Source organism: Candidatus Zixiibacteriota bacterium (assembly GCA_040753875.1).
Taxonomy (GTDB): domain Bacteria; phylum Zixibacteria; class MSB-5A5; order GN15; family FEB-12; genus DATKJY01.
The window spans coordinates 41,169-60,828 of the sequence record JBFMDV010000012.1; the positions used below are offsets into that span (position 1 = coordinate 41,169).

General features: G+C 57.0%; 12 protein-coding genes. 1 reads left to right on the forward strand and 11 read right to left on the reverse strand.

Annotated elements, in window-relative coordinates:
- The first annotated feature begins 58 nt into the window (after positions 1-58).
- Complete coding sequence (locus AB1644_05065; GenBank protein ID MEW6050417.1) at positions 59-1,330, forward strand: polymer-forming cytoskeletal protein; 1,272 nt, start codon at positions 59-61, stop codon at positions 1,328-1,330.
- Here AB1644_05065 and ggt read toward each other — a convergent pair.
- The 11 genes from ggt to AB1644_05120 form a co-directional block, all read right to left on the reverse strand.
- A complete protein-coding gene (gene ggt, locus AB1644_05070; GenBank protein ID MEW6050418.1) occupies positions 1,327-3,108 on the reverse strand; it encodes a gamma-glutamyltransferase in 1,782 nt (593 codons plus the stop codon). The genes AB1644_05065 and ggt overlap by 4 nt on opposite strands.
- Positions 3,038-3,607, reverse strand: a complete 570-nt coding sequence (locus AB1644_05075; GenBank protein MEW6050419.1) for a short-chain dehydrogenase — start codon at positions 3,605-3,607, stop codon at positions 3,038-3,040. The genes ggt and AB1644_05075 overlap by 71 nt, the downstream gene beginning before the upstream one ends.
- Before the next feature lie 8 nt (positions 3,608-3,615).
- Entirely contained in the window at positions 3,616-4,806 is a 1,191-nt protein-coding gene (locus tag AB1644_05080; protein ID MEW6050420.1) for a cation:proton antiporter, read from the reverse strand.
- 6 nt (positions 4,807-4,812) lie between these two features.
- On the reverse strand, positions 4,813-6,051 hold the full coding sequence (locus AB1644_05085) for a glycosyltransferase (GenBank protein MEW6050421.1): 1,239 nt from the start codon (positions 6,049-6,051) through the stop codon (positions 4,813-4,815).
- Positions 6,048-6,704, reverse strand: coding sequence for a DUF5752 family protein (locus AB1644_05090; protein ID MEW6050422.1), 657 nt, complete (start codon positions 6,702-6,704; stop codon positions 6,048-6,050). Before AB1644_05090 ends, AB1644_05085 begins: the two co-directional genes overlap by 4 nt.
- 28 nt (positions 6,705-6,732) lie before the next feature.
- Positions 6,733-7,479, reverse strand: a complete 747-nt coding sequence (gene otsB / locus AB1644_05095) for a trehalose-phosphatase (GenBank protein MEW6050423.1) — start codon at positions 7,477-7,479, stop codon at positions 6,733-6,735.
- Positions 7,476-8,966 (reverse strand): trehalose-6-phosphate synthase, encoded by a 1,491-nt coding sequence (locus AB1644_05100; GenBank protein ID MEW6050424.1) that lies wholly within the window; start codon positions 8,964-8,966, stop codon positions 7,476-7,478. The genes otsB and AB1644_05100 overlap by 4 nt, the downstream gene beginning before the upstream one ends.
- A 217-nt stretch (positions 8,967-9,183) precedes the next feature.
- Positions 9,184-11,364, reverse strand: a complete 2,181-nt coding sequence (locus tag AB1644_05105; protein MEW6050425.1) for a beta-galactosidase — start codon at positions 11,362-11,364, stop codon at positions 9,184-9,186.
- Between the two features lie 287 nt (positions 11,365-11,651).
- Positions 11,652-12,569 (reverse strand): T9SS type A sorting domain-containing protein, encoded by a 918-nt coding sequence (locus AB1644_05110; protein MEW6050426.1) that lies wholly within the window; start codon positions 12,567-12,569, stop codon positions 11,652-11,654.
- 345 nt (positions 12,570-12,914) lie between these two features.
- Positions 12,915-15,290, reverse strand: a complete 2,376-nt coding sequence (locus tag AB1644_05115; protein MEW6050427.1) for a S8 family serine peptidase — start codon at positions 15,288-15,290, stop codon at positions 12,915-12,917.
- Positions 15,291-15,586: 296 nt separating this feature from the next.
- On the reverse strand, positions 15,587-18,892 hold the full coding sequence (locus tag AB1644_05120) for a sialidase family protein (GenBank protein MEW6050428.1): 3,306 nt from the start codon (positions 18,890-18,892) through the stop codon (positions 15,587-15,589).
- Positions 18,893-19,660: the final 768 nt, after the last annotated feature.

The window sequence follows — 19,660 nt, forward strand, 5'->3', positions numbered from 1 at the left end:
ACTCGATCCGGCTGTCCCCGTAAAGAGAAGAAGTGAGAGAAGTTAGCACAGGCTATCGATGAGACTTTCAGGTATCCTCAGATTTCGTTGGTCGTTCTTTGTGATAGCTGTAACGCTCCTGGCGGCGGCATGTGTAGCTACCGCGTCAGTCTTCAAGAAGGGGGACCATGTCGATATCGGGAAACTGGACATAATCGATGACGACGTCTATGCCTACGGCCAGCGGGTAACGGCCGATGGCATCATCAGCGGCGACCTGAGCGCCTTCGCCTACCAAGTAACCCTGACCGGAGAGGTGGGGCAGTCCGCTAACCTGTTCGGCCGTACTGTCCAGATGAACGGCAAGGTGAACGGCACGTTTCGAGGTGGCGCTGAAATGCTCACTTTGGCTGGTTACGTCAATCGTTCGGCCGTGTTGTTCGCCCGCGACGTTACTACGGATAAGGGCTCGGTTGTACAACGCGACCTCACCGTGTTCGGCGACCGCATCGAGTTGGCGGGCACGGTCACGGGGAATGTCTACGCATCCGGAGAGATCGTTCAGATCACCGGAGTTCTCACGGGCGATGTAAAGCTCAGAGCCAGCAAGATCATCATTTCGCCGCCGGCCACTATCGGAGGGAACCTAACATATATTTCCGAGAAGCCTGCGCAGATCGACACCACTGGCGGCGTCGTGATTGCCGGTCAGACCACCTGGAACCTGCCGGAGAAGGACGACGAAGAAAAGGACAGAGGAAGCGGGTTGAAAACTCTCGTGATGAAGATCTCCAGCCTGTTTGCGGCTTTCCTGTTTGGAATCATCGTGGTTGCCATGTTCCGTCCGTATGCAGAAGAATCGGTGCAACAGCTCCGGACGCGCTTTACAGCGTCGATTGCATCGGGGCTGCTTGGGGTCGCCCTGCTGGTGGTGAGCCTGGTTGTTCTGGTATTTGCCATTCTGTCGGCCATGGCCGGGCTGATACTGGTTTCTGGAGATCTGGCGCCAATCGGCGCGCTGGTGATGATATTCTCGATCTTGATGTTGCCCATCACCAGTTTTGCAGGTATCTCCGGCGCTATTATGTTCTATTCTGGGAAGATCGTAATTGCGTTGGTGATAGGATATTTGATCCTGGCCCGGGCCAAGCCCGGCACGAGCATGCTCAGCAAGTCCGCCATGTTCCTCGGACTGGCAATATTGACCGCACTATTCTTTGTCCCAATTTTGGGAACGGTGGTCTATTTGGCGGCGAGTGTGATCGGCTTCGGCGCCATCCTGCTCGGCATCAAGAGCTGCCGTCAACACCATGGGATGCCAAGGTCCGACCAGTCCCAAGCCTCCACTTAGAACCCCCCAGCCTCACCGTTTCTTCTCGGATCCGAAACGGCTGTCATAACGCCCAAAGAATCGATCGCCACCATCTGAATGTCGCACCACGCCGGGATCTTCTCGACAGTGTGGCCCTTCTGCTCGAGCGCTTCTTTGATGCCCGGTGCGAAACTGGCTTCTTCGAGATACAGCCTGTCCGGCAGCCACTGGTGATGGAAACGGGGCATGGCTGCCGCTTCATCGAGCGGACGACCGAACCGGACACAGACCAGAATGGCCTCGGCAACCGTAGTGATAATCTTCGAGCCGCCCGGTGTACCGAGTATCAAATATGGCTTGCTGTCTTTGAGTACGACCGTGGGAGACATCGACGACAGCATGTGTTTGTTGGGCGCGACCTTATTCGCTTCTCCCCCTACCAGACCGTACACATTGGGAACACCCGGTTTGATGGAGAAGTCATCCATTTCGTTGTTCAGAAGGAACCCCGCCCCGGCCACCACTAACTTCGAGCCATAACTTGTGTTGAGCGTGTAGGTGATCGCCACCATGTTGCCGGTGCTGTCGGCGATCGAGAAATGCGTCGTCTGCGTTGATTCGCGATCGGCTGGTTCGCCCGGCAGGACCTGTCTGGACGGAGTGGCTCTAATCGTATCGATTAGCGTTCGTCTCGCACTCAAATAACCACTGTCGAGCAGTCCGGTCGGGACATAATAGAAGTCCGGATCCCCAAGGTGGGTGGCGCGGTCGGCGTACGCCAGCCGAGCAGCTTCACAGAACAGATGAATGTATTCGGGTGAACTCGACGTGAAGAGCGAAAGGTCATACGGTTCGAGCAGCTTGAGGATCTGGCCGACAATAATCCCGCCGGAACTGGGAGGCGCCATAGAGTAGATATCGAGACCATCGAACCGGAAACGAACCGGTTCACGCCACTTCGGATGATACGCTTTCAAATCCTCATGAGTGATCAACCCACCGTGATTCTGCATGCAGGCCACGATCTTATCGGCCACCGAGCCAGAATAGAACACGGTCGGTCCGGAGGCGGCAATCAGGCGAAGCGTGCCCGCCAGATCCTTTTGGACAAACCTGTCGCCGGTTGCATGCGGTCTATCATTCGGAAAGAAGATCGATTTCGTTTCGGGGAAACTCCCGAGACCGGACTCCTCTTCGGCAAGTGATTCCGCCAGAGCATCATCCACAATGAATCCGGTGTCAGCCAGCGCGATGGCCGGCGCGAGCAGATTCTTCCAGGGTAAAGTCGCATACTTGTGCCAGAGTTCATACAACCCGGCCACCGTGCCCGGCACACCGGCCGCTTTGGCCCCCAGTGTCGAGAGATTCTCGATTACGTCTCCGGCACTGTTCAGATACATCTGTTCGGTAGCGTTCCCCGGGGCGACCTCACGAAAATCAAGCGACTCAATCCGGCCCGTTTTGCCATCGCGCAGGACCGCGAACCCGCCGCCACCGATATTCCCAGCCTGCGGATAGCATACCGCCAGGGCAATCCCTACCGCCACGGCAACGTCGAAGGCATTCCCACCGTCTTTGAATGTCCGGACTCCAATATCAGTAGCAATAGGCGAAGCCGTCGCGAGCGCGCCCTGGCGATACTGCGTGGTGTCAGCCCGGACAAACTGCGCAAAGCAGAGCAGACAGGCAAGTGCGGCAATCGGGAACGCTATCGAATAGCGGATTCCGGGAGTTTTTAGACTCGGCCTACGACGGCCTTTTCGACCATGGCCGGACCGTCCCCACAACATGTTCCGCCGCATCCGTCTCAATTGCATGAATCACTCCGTCGCATATTTCCTCATCGGTTAACCAGCGTGACCTCACGCCATCGGTCTTGAAACCGAGGACTATGGAATGATATGTCAGTCTGGTCCTTCCGGCAAACAGAAGCGCTGACTGATCGGCATGTTTCGAGGGGTCGGCAGCACAGCTCCCCATAATGTGAAAGAGGTTACACTCCGACCCCTGCGCTCCCAGTGTTTCGGCAACGACGACCAGTGCCCTCGGCGAATCCGAGTGAATCCAGATCACGGCCAACCGAAACGGTCCGCGGGCCGCTACCGCATCTGCTAACGCGAGTCGGAGCGCCGATTCGTTCGAGTAGTCCACGATAATCGGATCAATCTGTCCAGTGGCCGCGCGTGACTCAGCTAAGAGTTGCGTCATTGACTCACTGGTCCTGGCCACAACTGATACCCAGCACCCCTGTCTTGCGAAGTGCAGCACTACCTTGCGGAGCATTCCGGTTCCCCCGACGACTAGCACGTGCGACATGACAGTGATTACTCCGACGCGGGGCGTTCCAGCACGCGAAGTGGGTCCTCGGCATACTCGGGCTCGGACTTCTTAAAGGCAAACGAGACAACGAGGGCGCTTCCGACAGCGTATATGGACAGGGCTGCAACGATAGCGTGATTGACCGCAAACCGTTCCTGCAGGATCTCCGCAATGACCAGGGTAAAGACCAGGGTTGGAAGCATGGGAACCCCGATGCGAATGCTGTCTTTGAATCCCTCGCGAAGCGCCAGGCGACGATGAAGCAGGACCGAGCCGAGCCGGAACGGAATCGCCACGGCCAGAAACAACACCGCCATCAGCACTGTGTCGAGCGTAAAACCCTGCACTGCCACTTTCGAGCCGGCGTAGAAGAAATAGAATGGTACGAAGAACGACGCGAACACTTCGAGTGAATCGAGAACCTTGCGCGAAGCCACAGCAGGAAGTTGTTCGCGGAACTGACGCGCTGCCAGACCGACCAGAAAAGCCCCTACCAAATAATAAACACCCAGCTTGCGGGTTATGAAAGCGCAGACCGTGGCGAACATGATCAGGAAGGCGAACTCCGACTTGGGGGCATATGGAATGATCAGGCGGGCAAAGATGCGAAACACAACCGGCACGATAAACACCAGTACCAGCATGATACCCACCGATGCGAGAAACAAGGAGAGGGTCAGCGTTTGCAGCACTACGAACATGGCGCACAGCGCCAGTAATTCACTGGCTATTGCCTTCGTCTTGACCCACTGCCGTTCCTCGGCCGAAAGTCCGAACGAATCGAGCGAATCAAGGATGAAACCGGTGGAGGGTGTGGCGAGTGCCAGCGCGACCAGCAGCGCTTCGCGTCGCGGGACCCCCAGCCAGATTGCGAGCGCGGCCGCTCCTAGCGCCAGCGTTACAGACAGGATGACCAGATGCTGTGTCAGGATACGGGCATTGGCCTGCAGATCGGCGATGTTGATTTCCAGCCCCGCGAAAAGGAAAAGTGACACTATCCCCAGCGTCGAGAGCAAATGAATAGTCTGATCGTGTTCGAACCAGCCGAGTGCGGCGGATACCACGCCGAGCGCAAAACTGCTGACGGCCGAGGGGAGTCGAAAGCGCTGAAGATACCGGGGAATGACGAAGATCACGAAGACGAGGGCTATGTAGCCCACGTCGGGAGTGATCCATTGGGAAATCAGTTCGCGCATTCCAACCTAAACGAATATCATCCTAGCCTCGCGCTCCTGGCGAAGAGTCAGTAACAATGTAAGATATTCGCGTAGATGCCGCGACAACAGAAAGTTCTCTCTGACAAACCCTCGCCCCGCCTGTCCCATCCGGAGGGCGTCCGCCCTATGGTCGAGCAGGTATCGAACGCGGTGCGCCGCTCCCTCGGGCGTCGACACTAGAAAACCGGTGTGATGGTTCACCACCTGCAGGCGGATTCCACCGGTGTCGCCGCCGATCACCGGCTTCCCTTTCCAGAGGGCTTCGGTGACTGTCAGCCCGAACCCTTCACGGGTCGACTTCTGCAGCACAATGTCGGCGAGCCGTTGCAGCGCGTTGATGGTGCGACTGGCATTAGACGGCAGCAGAAGCACATGAATATCCGGGTCACCGTCGGCGGCAGCGAGCACCTCGTCCAGTATCGCCTTTCCTTCGGGATCGTCGTTGGCTCCGCCTCCTGCCAGCACCAGTTGCACTGGTCGCACTTTCTTAACGAGACGATACGTCTGAATCACCCCAAGGGGGTCCTTGAACCGGTCGTATCGCGATATCTGCACCAAAAGTGGCCGGTCCGGGTCGAGCTTGAACTCCGCACGGACACGATCCGTCTCGCTTTCGGTCAAATCCATGTTTTTGTCGCTGAGGGGATCAATACTCGGCGCTACGATAACTTGCTGATGAGGCAAAGGCTGGGCAAACTCGGCCATCGAAAAAATACTGGCGTCGTATCCGTGCACGAATGTCCGCAACCGCTTCCAGGTCTGACGATACGGTCTGCTGATATCGATATGTGCGCGCCAGACCCACTTTCCCGTCCGGGCCGGGCATAACTGCAAAAGGGGCGCCGGCTGCGGGTCATGTATGATGACAAAATCGGCTCCTTCCAGAAGCGGTCGCAAACGTTCCGCGTTTTGCGCGTTGGTTTCCACGTACATGTCCCAATCAGCACGCTCCAATGGTGCCACCTGTCCCTGGAGACCGTTGTGGATCGACTTTGTGATCTCAAAGAACTTTCCGTTGCCGTCGATCACTTCCCAGCTTGCATCCAGACCCAGTTCGATCATCAGCGAGACCATCCAGTCAAGTATTTCCGCGACGCCACCTCCTTCACGCGTCGAGTTTACGTTCACCACGCGAGCGCCGGCGAGGCGTTCACCGAGCTGGCGAAGCTGGCGGATCGTCGACGGTCCCACCACCGATTCATAGGCGTCAAGAGAACGCTTCATGGCACTATGCCGATCGCATCCAGTGTCTGGCTGAGGACTTCACGCAGTCCGGCCAAAGTGTGAAAGTAAAAATCGATGGAGCCGATGGCGCCGGTGTAGGCTGACCAGTCGCCCGGGTAATCTTTCAACCAGGCCGTGAAATCATCTTCATGTAACGGCGGTCGCCTAAGCCCTTCGAGAAAATGATAGTGAATACTGCCGATCGTCATGTCACGGATAGATTGGGCAAGTTGTGACGGATGCGCAATCCGCTGGCCCGTGTCAAACGCCACCGTGGTCGCCTGCATAAAGAACATTTCATTGCCGGGCCGGGCCGTGGGTACCCACGGTGACAACTCGGCCAGTCGCTCGTCGAGAATCTCGTGCACGACCGCCCGAAGCTCTTCCATATTCTCGAACTCATAGGGGTCCAGAATCCCCAATCGCTCCGCAAGCACGCGATCCCCAATACTCTGTTTTGCCCATACCGCAAAGTCGTTGCGATATTCGGGATTGTCAAACGATGCGCGCAAAGAGGACTCGCAGAAGTGATGATACAGCGTCTCCTGTCCGCAGGCGGCGATACGATCCCGGAATTCACGCAGATTGAAAGCCGGCGGCAAGCCGCTCATCCGCGTCAGCAGGGCGCAGTCCATGATGGTGAACGGAGTCATCAATTATCGCTCATCCGTCTCGCGCCGATCATTCCCGCTCGCCCAGACATTTCCGGAGCGCCCGCGCCAAGCCGGGCGGATCCTCAACACGGATCGCTCCCGGCACCGAAACACGATTTCCCACGATATACGCCGTTCCTTTTCGCTGCAGCACCCACCGCATGGCACAGGCATCGTTTTGGTCGTCCCCAGCATACACGAGGGAACGTCCCCCGTTCTCTCCCTTGAATAGCTGGGCCAGCGTCTGGATCGCCATTTCTTTGCTCATATCCGGCAGGAACTGCAGCTCGGCTACTTCCGGTCCATAGTGCACCGATATGCCATGTTTAGAGACCAGGTCCTCAATGGACCTCGCCAGTCCCACGCGGTCGTCAGCCGTGACACTGCGGAAATGGATCGAGGCTGACCAGCTCTTGTCTTCTAATTCCACTCCGGGAATGTTCTCAACAGAGCGCAGATCCGGCACGATCAACTGGCGTTGGCGGTGGAGCCTCTCTTCGACCCGCTGGTTCGGTCTCAGACGATGACCGCCGGGGATCCGCCACTCCAGTCCGCTCGAACCGGCCAGCAGGAGTTCCGGGATCTGAACGCGTGCCGCCAGATCGTCGAGCGTCCGACTTGAAATGATCGCCACTGCCTGGCGAGGGTCGGCCGCGAGTGCCATCAGAAGCCGGCGACATTCCGGGTCCAGACGGGCTGCCGAACGGTCCGGCACCAAAGGGGACAGCGTGCCATCGAAATCAAATCCCCAGATGGCTGATGTGGTACCTTTCATACGCCTGCCGCCACTTGGAGCCGCGTCTTTCGAAGCTCCTCGAAAATTCGTATCCCCCACTGATAAATATCGTTGGCGGCCAGTTCCTCTCGGAGTCGAGCCATACGCTGCCGCTGCTCTGCAATCGGCATGGTCAGCGCCTGATACATCGTCTCGGCGAGTGAGTCGATATCGAACGGATTCACCTGCAACGCTTCCGCCAGTTCGCGGGCGGCACCCGTGTAACTCGAAAGCACCAGCACACCAGTCTCGTCTGTGCGCGCGGACACGAACTCCTTCGCCACCAGATTCATGCCGTCGTGGAGCGATGTGACCACCAGGACATCAGCCATGCGATACGCGGCCAGAACGGTGGCATAGTCGTGATGCGCCCGAAGAAATCGAACCGGCTGACCATGTTCAGTCTGGTGTCGCTGGTTGATCTCATCCACCAGAATATCGATGCGTCCGTTCAATTCATGGTATGCCCCCACGTTTTCGCGGCTCGGCGCACAAAAATTGAGAAACGTGACCCGGCCGCGAAGTTCGGGATGGCATTTGAGCAGCAGATCGAAAGCCCGCAGCCGCTCGGGAATTCCCTTGGTGTAGTCGATTCGATCGACACCGACGATGAACTGCTGCTCCAGTGAAGGCTGCGCAAACTCCCGTCGCAGTTCCGCCACCCGCGTGCGTACCTCCGGCTGCTCGACATCGCGCGTTATCTGCTCACTGTCGACGCTGATGGGAAACGGCCGCACGCTGGTAGGGCGACCGCCTCTGAACACCCGAAAATGCTCATAATCCACACGCGCTTCTAAGGCCCGGTCGATCGTGTCGAGAAAATTATTGCAGTGATACTGCAGATGAAATCCGAGCAGGTCGTTTCCCAGTAGCCCGTCCAGCAATTCTTCTCCCCAGGGCAACACACGAAACGCTTCGCGATTCGGCCACGGAATATGCCAGAACTGCATGACGGTAAGATCAGGCCGGGCATTCTTGAGCATGCGCGGAAGCAACGCCAGATGATAATCCTGTATGAAGACGATCGCCTGGTCGCTGTCCACCTCCTCAAGCACCGCTTCACAGAATTTGCGATTGACTTCCCGATAAACTTCCCATTCAGCTCGACTGAACAACGGTCGCGTGTAAACGATATGGCAAAGCGGCCAAAGCGCATTGTTGGACACGCCATAATAGTAGCCAGCCTCTTCGGCGCGCGTGAGCCAGACTCGCCGGAGCGTGTATCCAGCACCATCGCGCATGATCCCCACACGATCGCGTGCATCTACGACATCACGATCGGCCGAACCTGAACCGTGTGCCACCCAGATTCCATGAACGGCACGTACGAGCGGCTCGATAGCATTCACCAGGCCGCTCGCCGGCCGGACTGCTCTGATGGACTGCGACGATTGCTCGTGGAGCACCGGCTCACGATTGGATACCACCACTACACGGCTATCGCCTGCGACGGAGGCTACCGTTTTCATGAGGTCGTCGGCGTTCATCCCGTTGCCTCCTTCCTAATACCAGATCGCCCAGAGCGATCAATAGGGTTCGAATGCGCCCCTATAATCTCTTACGCGGGCGGTACGGAAAATCTCCGTGGAAAAATGCAGCGGTTCAAGATAGTTGGATGCAGGTGGCACCCCTCGTAAACGGGAACCCGCGACCGCAAAGGCGTTCGAGCTGTCGAATCAGATAAGAGATTTTACCGCCTGCCGATCAGCGCTTCTCCACCAGGTAGATCATACCGTCGGGGAATGATACCGACAACGGGATTCCCTCTTTGAGTTCCTTGGCGCTCGTTTTGATGACTTCCGCCTGCTCGCCCATGAGGATATTCGTCATCTTGACGTTCGCAGCCGAGAAACCATGTTCTTTGAGATCAACCTTGACGATGATCTCCTTGCGAGCCGCCTCGTATCCGACCGACAACTCTCCCGCAGGAGGAACGACCACAAACAAGAGCCCTTTTTTCTCGCCGTGCTGAAACGAGAGATCGGCCGACGGGTCACTGCAATAGACGAGCGGCTGGATGTTCTCACCGGCCAGGATCGAATCGATAAACGACAGTTTCTGATGGTTGCCGCCAGAGGCAATATCGTAGCTGAACAGATAGAATGTCCCTTTGAAGCGGCTGGAACTGACCCCTACAACTTTCGCGCCCTCCGTCACCAACTTTCTGGATTTGCCGTCATCGGACGGCCGGATAGCGCCATAGATATAACTCGGGAACGAACCGTGTTTGTGAGTGATCGACCCGATATGAAAATCCTCGGTCGTCTTGATACGGAAATGATTGGCCAGCACTTGGCATTCCTTCAGATGCTCATCGAACCGAGGCATCAGGCCGCACAGCACCAGCGTCACACCTGCCTTGGCCAGTTCGACCAACGCCTCCTGGTCTTTCTCCGGCATGATCTCGGTCGACGGAATGAACAGCATCTTGTACTGATTCATGGTGCTGAAATCGCGATTCTCGCGAATGCCGTAGTTGAGTTTGAGGCGCATGAGGTCGCGGCAGAATCCGGAGGCGGAGTCCGACATCAGATGTCTGACATAGGTGAATTCCTTGGGGCTCGTGGTACGCGCCAGCCAGTAGTACATCCGGTTCACCATCACTGCCACGTCCTGCCTGGTCTCCATGTCATCGAACCCGAGTGTCGAAACGGCCAGATTGAAATTCTTGGCCACTTCGTATCCCTCGGACACCGTGCCGTCTTTGTGCAGCGGCGCGCCGTACCAGAAATCGCGGTCGACGAACATGTAATGATTCATCCCTTTGAGGCCGGCCGACAGCCCTGCGGTCAGATAGAAACGGCGCGTGTTGTCGGTAACAGGGGCCATCTGGGCTTCCCGCGCCGGGTCGGCAGCGGCGGCGCCCGACGTAAATGAGGTGGCGTAGGCGAAGTTGTATTCTGCACGAAGGAAACGCGCCTTGTTGGACAGGTCGAAATAGCTTCCCTCGGGAAAGATATTCGCACCCAGAAACGGAGCGCGATCTTCGGGCACAAGATTAAACGCCGGGATCAACTCCCCTGATCTGAAATACAACGACCGGAAAAAGAGCGGCTCGACCGTGTACGACTTAAACACATCCTCGAGAGCATCGAGATACTGGGAGAGTACATGATCGCGAAAGCGGAACCAATCGAGGACCTTGGGATAATCGTCGAAATGAAGGTCGGTGAACTTCTTTGGCGGCTCCACGGTCTGAAAACTCTCGTTCTTCTCATGGTACCGGGAATTGAGCTTCTTGATCTCGCCGTACAGGTTCTCGAGGAACGGGCCGTAGTATCGCAACAGCACTTCGGGATTATAGTCGGCGCTGCCGGGGTCGAGCTGGCGACCGAACGAGGTTTCGTAATCAAGTTCCACCATGAATATCGGCCCGCGCGGATGCACGTAGTTCTTGGTGATCTCTATGAAAGCCTTGAAATAGTTCTTGAGGTGAAACTGGAAATTGGGGTGCAGATAGCTGGGAAGATAACCACCATCAATACCATACGCATCAGGCAGCTTGACCTCCTGACCCGAAGCATCGCGGGCGAACAGCTTGATGTCATTGAACAGATATTTCGGCAGCCCGCCGTACGGCACCTGCGAGGCTACCCAGGGGCCGGGGCGCAGGATGACTTTGAAGGCAAACTCGCGCGCCAGTTCCAGAAAGACGATCAGGTCTTTGCGAGGATCACCGTGGCCGGCAAAATCCAGGTACTTGTTGTCTTCCTGATGAATGTTCCACGGCACGGTGGTGCTGATTATGCGGAAGCCTGCTCGTTTGATGCGCTCAAAGCAGATCGACCAGTACCGTTTGTCAATTCGGAAATAGTGGAGTTCAGCCGCATACGGCTGATATGTCTCTTTGCCGATAGAGAATTTGTTGCCAATCACCCCTAACATATTAAGACCTTGTCAATCAACGTGTTACGAAGCCAATATACGACATGCGAACCACAACAATACAATACGTGTATCACATTGTCAATAGGAATCGTGTAATCCAATACTATTCAATAAGTTGCATGGTGGCGTTGGTCACTGGAAACGTACTTTGGCGTACTTTGTGATGTACTTGTCCGCCTTTGGCCTATAGGCAGGACTCGGAATTCTGGTTATGCGAGATGGAGAGCAACAAAAAAGCCCCTCCGATAATTCGGAGGGGCTCTTACTCGTGATCGACATGCTTCTTATTTGAGAAGCATCATTTTCTTGGTCTGTACGAAGTTGTCGGCTTCGATCTTATAGAAGTAGATCCCCGATGCTACCTTGGCGCCGCTATCGGATGTCCCGTCCCAGTCTGCCTGATACTTGCCCGCGGTCATATCCTTGTCGACAAGCACCTTCACCAACTGGCCGAGTACGTTATAGACGGAGAGATTCACTTTCGAATTCCGAGGAATATCGAAGTTGATGAGCGTGACCGGGTTGAAGGGATTGGGGTAGTTCTGGCCGAGGGTGAACTCTGTCGGCAACTGCCCATCAATTTCCTTGACATCCGTCAGCTGTGCAGTATCCACAATCAGAAAACAATACGGGCCATCCCAGGCCGGAAAGGCGTTCACGCCTCCGGAGGCAGCCCATTTCCATGTGCCGCCCGGGCGGAACCAAGCCGAATCCACGCAAATATGCAGACCATGCTCAGCGTTGTCGAACGAGCCGATTCTTAGGCCATAGGGCACGCCGTCAAATCCCGCCGGAAGACCGCTGCTCGATATCTTGGCACCGATGATTCCAATAGTATCGGTATCCTTCGGGGTATCGACAGCTGCCAGCGTGTCAAAGACATTCATCTGAAATTGAATGTCCCAATTTGAGCGTGGGACGGCTCCCGTCAACGTGTCACCAGCCACCGGGCCGGACCACGTGGCACCATCCGGCGAATAGATCTCAAACCCGTTGGAAATCGCTTCGTTCAGTCCCTCGCCATTGACATAACGTAATTTGAAAATGAGATTTGGCTCGTAGCTGACGGTTCCCACCGTGTCAAGAGTTGCATCGCCATACTTACCCTGGATATCGTCAACCGAAATTGACGACTGCGCAAACGCAGGTGCCGCCGCCAGCACCAGCAGCACCGCACCAGCTATACCCAATAATCTCCTCATGCTCGCTCCTATGTTATTCGTTCGTATTCGTCGTAAGGTGCGTCTGCCTCCAGGCAATCCGCCGCAGGCATGTGACGCTGTGCCAAGGCCGCATCCATGCTTTTACCATTAAACGTCATAAATCACAAAACAGTTCAACACGTTATCAATACGTTTGCGTGTCACCTCCTGACATGGCAGGTCGTTGCAGTCCTTGCAGTTGCTTCTCGGTCATAACTCACCTGTTGTCCAACATAGGGCGGGCCCGAGGGGGAGTCAATAAAAAAAGTGGCGGTCTTTGAGGAGACAAAGGGCGGGGCAGGCGCCGTGTCCTGCCCCGCAGAAAGCTAAAAAACTACGGCAAAATCACGCCGGGGGCGGCGGACCGCCGAAGAACAGGTAATCGACCAGATACGAAAGGTCGCTGATATCGATACCACCAAGCCCATCAACGTTTCCGGCGTACGGGTCAGGCGCTGGACCGCCGAAAAACAGGAAATCGATCATCGCCTGGAGGTCCGAAATATCCACGGCGCCATCGTTGGTCAGATCACCCCGCAGAGTCTGCCGGACTTTGATTTTCGGGATCTTCCAGACTGGCCAGTAGCTCCCCCAAATCGAAGCCATGTACGGTGTCCGAGTTCCGATGGTGATGGTGTCAAATGTGACCACCGTGCCCTTGGGGGCGTTGGACGGCACATTGATAAAGAGCTTCAACACCACTCCCGTGTCGGCGGGAAGATAGTTGGAATTGGTGCCGGAATACGACTTCAGGAAGATGGCGTATTGTTTCAGGGATGGCACAAACGACGAATACTGGGCCTGCGCGAAATACGAAGCACGAGTTCCGACAACCGAGAAAGAGTCGAGCGTGATGTTGGCCGTATTCTGCATGCTGAAGGCATACTGCAGTTCCTTGATTGGCGACGTATTGTGGAGGTAAATGGGGATTGTCACCTTGGACGGCCGTTCTACAATCATTGAGTCGGTGCCAGCCGTGTCGGCCCGCGCCCAGATGTAGCTCAGCAATTGCTCTTCACCATCGCCGACCGCATCGGTGATTCTCAGCCCAACATCGTAGACGCCATTCGGTCCGGCCGTCGTATAGGTATGCAACGGGTTTTGCGCCATCGAGGTGCCCCCGTCGCCGAATGTCCAATCCCACGAGCTCGGCGTGTTGGGCGAAAGGTCGGAGAAATTCACCGTCAGCGGCACATTTCCGGACAATACGTCGCCGCTGAATTTGGCGTTGCCCACGCTCGACAGGGCGGTATTCGCATTCACGCGCCCCCAGCCAAGCTGGCCGGCATAGGTGGGATTGATGGCGTCGATCGGATCGGCAGTCATCATGATCAATGAATCGACCTGGTTCCTTGTCAACGATGGGTTCGCCGAGCGAATAAGCGCGTTAAGACCGGTTACAACCGGCGCGGACATGGAAGTACCGTCCAGAATTGCCGTGGTGGGTGTGTAGAAATTCGAGTACGTGGAGAGGATACTCACGCCCGGCGCACAGACATCGATCCAACTCCCGTAGTTCGAGAAGTCAGCCAGAAAATCACCTGAATTGGTAGCTGCCACCGACATGACACCTGTGCGAACGTCCTCCCAGCCGGCCACGCTCGATGTATCGTTCCCAGCCGAGTGAATGAACGAACAGCCGCTGGTGATGGCGTTGTCAATCGCAGCCGCTTCGGTCGAATTAAACGACCCGCCACCAAAACTGGCGTTGATCGCTTTCGCGCCATTGGCAACGGCATAGTTTATGGCGTTGGCGACGTCATTGCTGTTCAGCGTGCCGCGACCGTCGGCGCGTGTCCCACCGGCTCGGACGCACATGATACGCACGCCCCGAAATGAGCGATGTCCACCGAACCAGCCTCCGGCCATACCGGTGACATTAAGTGTATTGTTAGTCATCGCGGCAGCAATACCGGCAACATGCGTGCCGTGCCCATTGTGGTCATTGGGATCCCAGTCCGGCGTGCCGCCATCCTCACCCGGATAGGTGCCGCCGGAAATACTGGTGACGAAATCCCAACCGATCAGATCATCAATGAAACCGTTGCCGTCATCATCGATATTGTTCCGGTCGTCCAGACTATCGGCGACCACGCCATCGTGGTCAAGATCTTCGCCCGGGTTCACCCAGATGTTCCCGGTGAGATCGGTATGCTTGAAGTTCACCCCGGTGTCTATAATGGCGATCTTGATGGTGTCGGCGCCAGTCTCAATGTCCCACGCTGTGTACACGTTGGGGTCAGGTCCGGGTGGCTCCATGTGCCACTGGCTCGGCCACTGGGGGTCGTTGGGCGATGCATCGACCGTCATAGTCCAGACCGGTTCGGCGACCCGCACGTGGGGGTTCTGCATGAGATCGGTGATGACCGCGCGAACATCGCGACTTTCCGGGAAAGAAAGCTCGTAGAAACGGGTCAGGTCTTTCAGCCCGGAGTTGATCTCCGGCTTGCGTGCATTGGTGAACACCGGCCGGGCATTGTCTACCTGGTTGTCATCGAGGATCTTGTCGAGCGAAGCGACCCCAAACCTCACCTTCCCGAAGCTGAGGGCCATCCTAGCAACATCCACACCGTCCTCCATCTGAACGGTGACTTTCCCCTTGACCATTTCCGTTTTGAACGGCGCCTGCCCCGGGTAGACCCGGGCCGACGCGTCTGACCCCATTAGGGCCAGTCCGAGTACGGCAGGGGCGAGGGCGCGCAGAGCCAACCATCGTGTCATAGTGGCTTTCTCCATATATCTGAGAGCATCCATTTCTTCGTTCTCTTGACTATAACGACACAAAGGGGCCGATTTTTAACGGCCGGAACGCAGGCACCACAAGGGGTTGATTGTCCGGCAGGAAGTGAGGATCTGCCGCAGACGACATCCTGCCCGCCGGTGGCAGACTTCCATCGACCTGCGAGAGTACGGCTCTAATATACGGCAACTGACCGCCCGTTCCAAGCAAAAAAAGAACGGCCACCCCGGTTTCCGGGGTGGCCGCGTCAGTCAATTCGACAGCGTGCAGAACTGGCTTAGCAGTTCGGGAGCGACGCGCCGAAGAACAGGAAGTCGATCAACAACTGCAGGTCCGAGATGTCCACAGACAACGATTTGTCGACATCGTTCTCCTCAGCGCAATCCGAGATGGCGCCGCCAAAGAACAGATAGTCCACCATCGCCGACAGGTCGGAAATGTCGACCAGATCGCCAGGATCACCGTCAACGTTACCCGTCGTGCCGTTGCAGCAGCTCTCGATCAACACTGGACAGGCCCGTACGTTCCAGCGATACCATTCTCTCGCTTTCTGGACCGACTGTATAAGATCCGTCGTGGTGCCGTTTCTTACAGTGATGAGCACCGAGTACACCACCACCGTGTCGCCGGCAGCCAGCGAGAAGTTGTTCTTGAACGTCATGGCCAGGTGCTGGTCATCCTTCGTCGGCTCAGCCGAGTAGCCCGGATTCTGCATGTTGGCCCAGAGTTCCGACGCCACAAAGCCGTTGTTGCCGAACACGAAGTCACTGTTCAGCGCCGTATAAGCACCGTACAGATCTCTCTTATTCGAGCACGGCTCGCTGGCAAACTGCGCATCGGTATACATGCCGAGTAGGGCGATACCGGCGAACCGGCGATCGTTATCCTGGCACTCATGCCCCGGCTTATCCTGATTGTACTCACCACCCTGCTGATACATCAGCCGCAGTGAATCAATAAAGCCGGCGGTGTTGTCCGCGCCGGAGTCGGACGGCACATCCCAGTCAAACGCTTCACCCATCGTGATGTTGCTGACGGTGGCGTTCTTGTACGGGAACAGCGTCCATTTCTGGATCATGAAGTTACAGCTATCGCCATCCAGCGGCGCCCAGACTGTCTCTTCCAACGCCAGCGAAGAGTCGACCGTCACCATCTGGTCGGTCTGGTACTTCTGGTACTTGGATGTGATGGTCTTGCCGCGGCTGAAGATCGGGGCAACCTTGTCGGCCACCGGCTTGAAACCGGTCGTGTCGATGTAGTTGTCGCCGAAAATGGCCCAGCTGGCGCGATACGTGGACGGAGTCGGCTTGGTGATGATGATCGGCGAGCCGTCATACATGTACACCTTGGAATTGCCGAGCACCGAGTCGAGCTGGTCGCAGTCGCCGAAGTCGAAGTAATCCAGGTTGACCTTCTCCTTGCCTTCGGCGCCCATATTGCCACCATTGGTGAACACTAGACGCGTACAGGCCGTGGAGACGGTGTCACGATAGAGCGGGACCACCGTATCGGCCACCAGGGCGTCGATCGGGACAACGATTGAATCCAACGGATCCGGTGAATTCGACTTCAAAAAGACATAGCCGGTCAGGTGCACGTTGGTGCCGGGCGTATTGATGGCGCCCCCCACGTTCAACGTGATGTCCATGGTCGCGGTATTGCCCACGCCGGCCGGAATGTTGATACCACCCGTGGTCGAGATACCCAGCCAGGTGCCTGGACCAAGCGTCTGCACCTTGCCGATACCACCAGCCGGTATGTTGCAGGTCACGTTACCGGAATTCTCCATGGTAACTGTGATCGTCTTCGCCTGGCCATGTTTGGCATAGTTCGGGAAAACGATCTGAGCCGGCGAGACGTTCAGAATCGGGTTCGGGACGGCAGGGACACACTTGAAGCGAACCCACTTCATGGTATTCGGCGTCAGAACGCCCTGGTCGATGGTCGGAATGCCCGAGCCGGCGATCTTGTCGTTCAGAAACAGGATGTGTGTGTAGTAGTTGGTCGTGAACGACGGATCCAGGTCTACGGTCGCTTCGACCGGCCAGGTCAGCCCGCCGAATGCCGCTTCATCCATACCGTACGGAGCGATCGACGGATAGTTGTCGTCATCGCACACGCCGTTGAATCCGGCCGAGTCGCAACCAGGCGTACGGCTGTTAGTGATGTCACGGGCGCGATCCCATAACGTGCCGGTGACTGAGTCAGAAACGGACACATAGATATCGCCGTTGGCCGCCCAGAACGCATCGGCACCGGCCAGGTTGGCGCAGTCGTTCAGCACGCCAGCCGGACGGTCGTTGTACTGCTCGAACGTCACATAGAACCGGTTGCTGCACTGGCCGATCTGGACACGGCCGACGTTCATGACGTTAATGCCACCGGCGCAAGTGCCCGGGGCCCACTCGGCGTTGTGCACGGTGCTGATGGTGCCGGTACCACCGCTCGTCTGCGCCCACGCCAGCACACGGCACTCACGGCCGACCGTGGCGCCAGTCGCATAAGCGTCCGCCGGGAACACCCAGGCGTTCCACACCAGGCGGACTTTGTCGTTCTGATCGATAAGGCCGGCGCATTCGAGCCATGGACGATGACCAGCCGTGTTCGGCGGGTTGTTCGTCACGTTGTACCGGGGGCTCCAGGTCAGACCGGCGTCCGTCGACTCCATCATGTAGATGTCGTTGTCGTCGGAGTTATTCTTGATCTTTCCTTCCGGTGACTTGTTGACCCAGGCGAGTGCCACCTTCTTGGAGGTCCGGGACGTCATCACGGTCTGCGAAATGAAGTCTCCGGTATCAACCGCCATCCCGGTCCAGGTGCCGGCATCCTTTTTCCCCTGCTTGCGTGCCAGTTGATACGCGTTGGCGCCGTCACCGCAGCTAAAGGTAAACGTGACAGTATCGGTCCCGTTCACCAGATAGGCCACCTGGGGCCATATGATCTGGTCGCCAGCCGGCAGGCCGCCGATGTGCGAGACAGCGTCCGGGACAGCCGAACCAGCACCCCAGAAGCAGCTCGCTGCGAAACCGTCGTAATAGGTATGGGTACGAAACGGATCGGCATCGGTGGCACGACGGTGTCCGGACACAATACCGGCGGCATCCGACGGGTCGACCGATATAGCTATGAATCCGCCACGCTCGCCAGGACCCTGAATCAAACAGCCGGTGCCGGCGGTCTGCGGCCAGGTTCCCGATGATGCATCAAACACGTTGTAGCCATAGACACGACCGGTGTTATAGTCGGTAGTTGGCAGGAACGTGTATGCAAAGTGAATATACGGATCTTTTTCCCAGGTGATCGCGCGGGGAAGACTCCCGTTGGTCATCAGGTCCATATAGTTGTTCACCCGCACGTTGGAGCCTGGCGAAGCCGACGGCTGCGCTCCGCCCAGGGAGATGGCCGGAGCGTTCTTGTCCATACTGGAACTGGTCGCGGTCGCAGGCTCCTGGACGATGAACGCGCGCGGCGCCAGCTTGTACCGGTTGAGCAATTCCGGACGGCTCACCGCTTCGGCCGCCGCGGCAATCAGTGTCACCAGCAGCACGGCTACCAGCAACAATGACCAAAGTTTTCTTGTCATGCGTTGCTCCTTTCGAGCACTTAGAATAGTTCCCAGCTTACTTTCTGAAAGACCACTTCACGATCAGATGATCGGAAATGTGAGCAATGGCGCAGTCGCATTTCAGACACACACGACCGCGTATCGGCTACTCTTCGCTGTGAATTCACCTCCTTTCGGCACGTCCTAATGACTTTGCCCTGCACATATGGGAGCTGGTTTCCCTTCGCAGTGAAGTAATGTGGCTGCTTCTGTAGTAATCGCTCAATAAAGCTCAGTATGGTCCGGAAAAGACATAATGTAGATGCGCCCCCACGTCATCCCGGCTTCCGCGTGGTCCGCGCGGAAGTACCAATGTCTCAGCCCCGGTGGGTGAGCGAAGGGTATAGGCGCTGTTCCCAACCGGACCGTTAATAATATATACCTACCCTCTCTCTTTTACAAGAAAAAAAGCACCCTCCTCCCCTCCCCAAAAGGCCAGCTGGCATACCCCTATTCCGCGCCTACGGGTACGCTTCCCAACCATTCCGCACCTCCAACGAGGGCCTTGCTGCCCCTGGGCCAGGACTGTAGTCCCAAGCCCGCTGGCGGTTGGGGGCTCGGCTCAATTGGCCCGGAGGGGCCGGGCGCTTTGATTGGCCGACCTGAGCCGCCCGCCAAACAAAATGGCCGCCCCCGGAGTATCCGGGGACGGCCGAGCTCTCGGCTGACGCCTCACGGCGTCACCGCGTTCTGCCCCTGTCCTAACAGTTCGGCAAAGAAGCCCCAAAGAACAGGAAGTCGATCAAC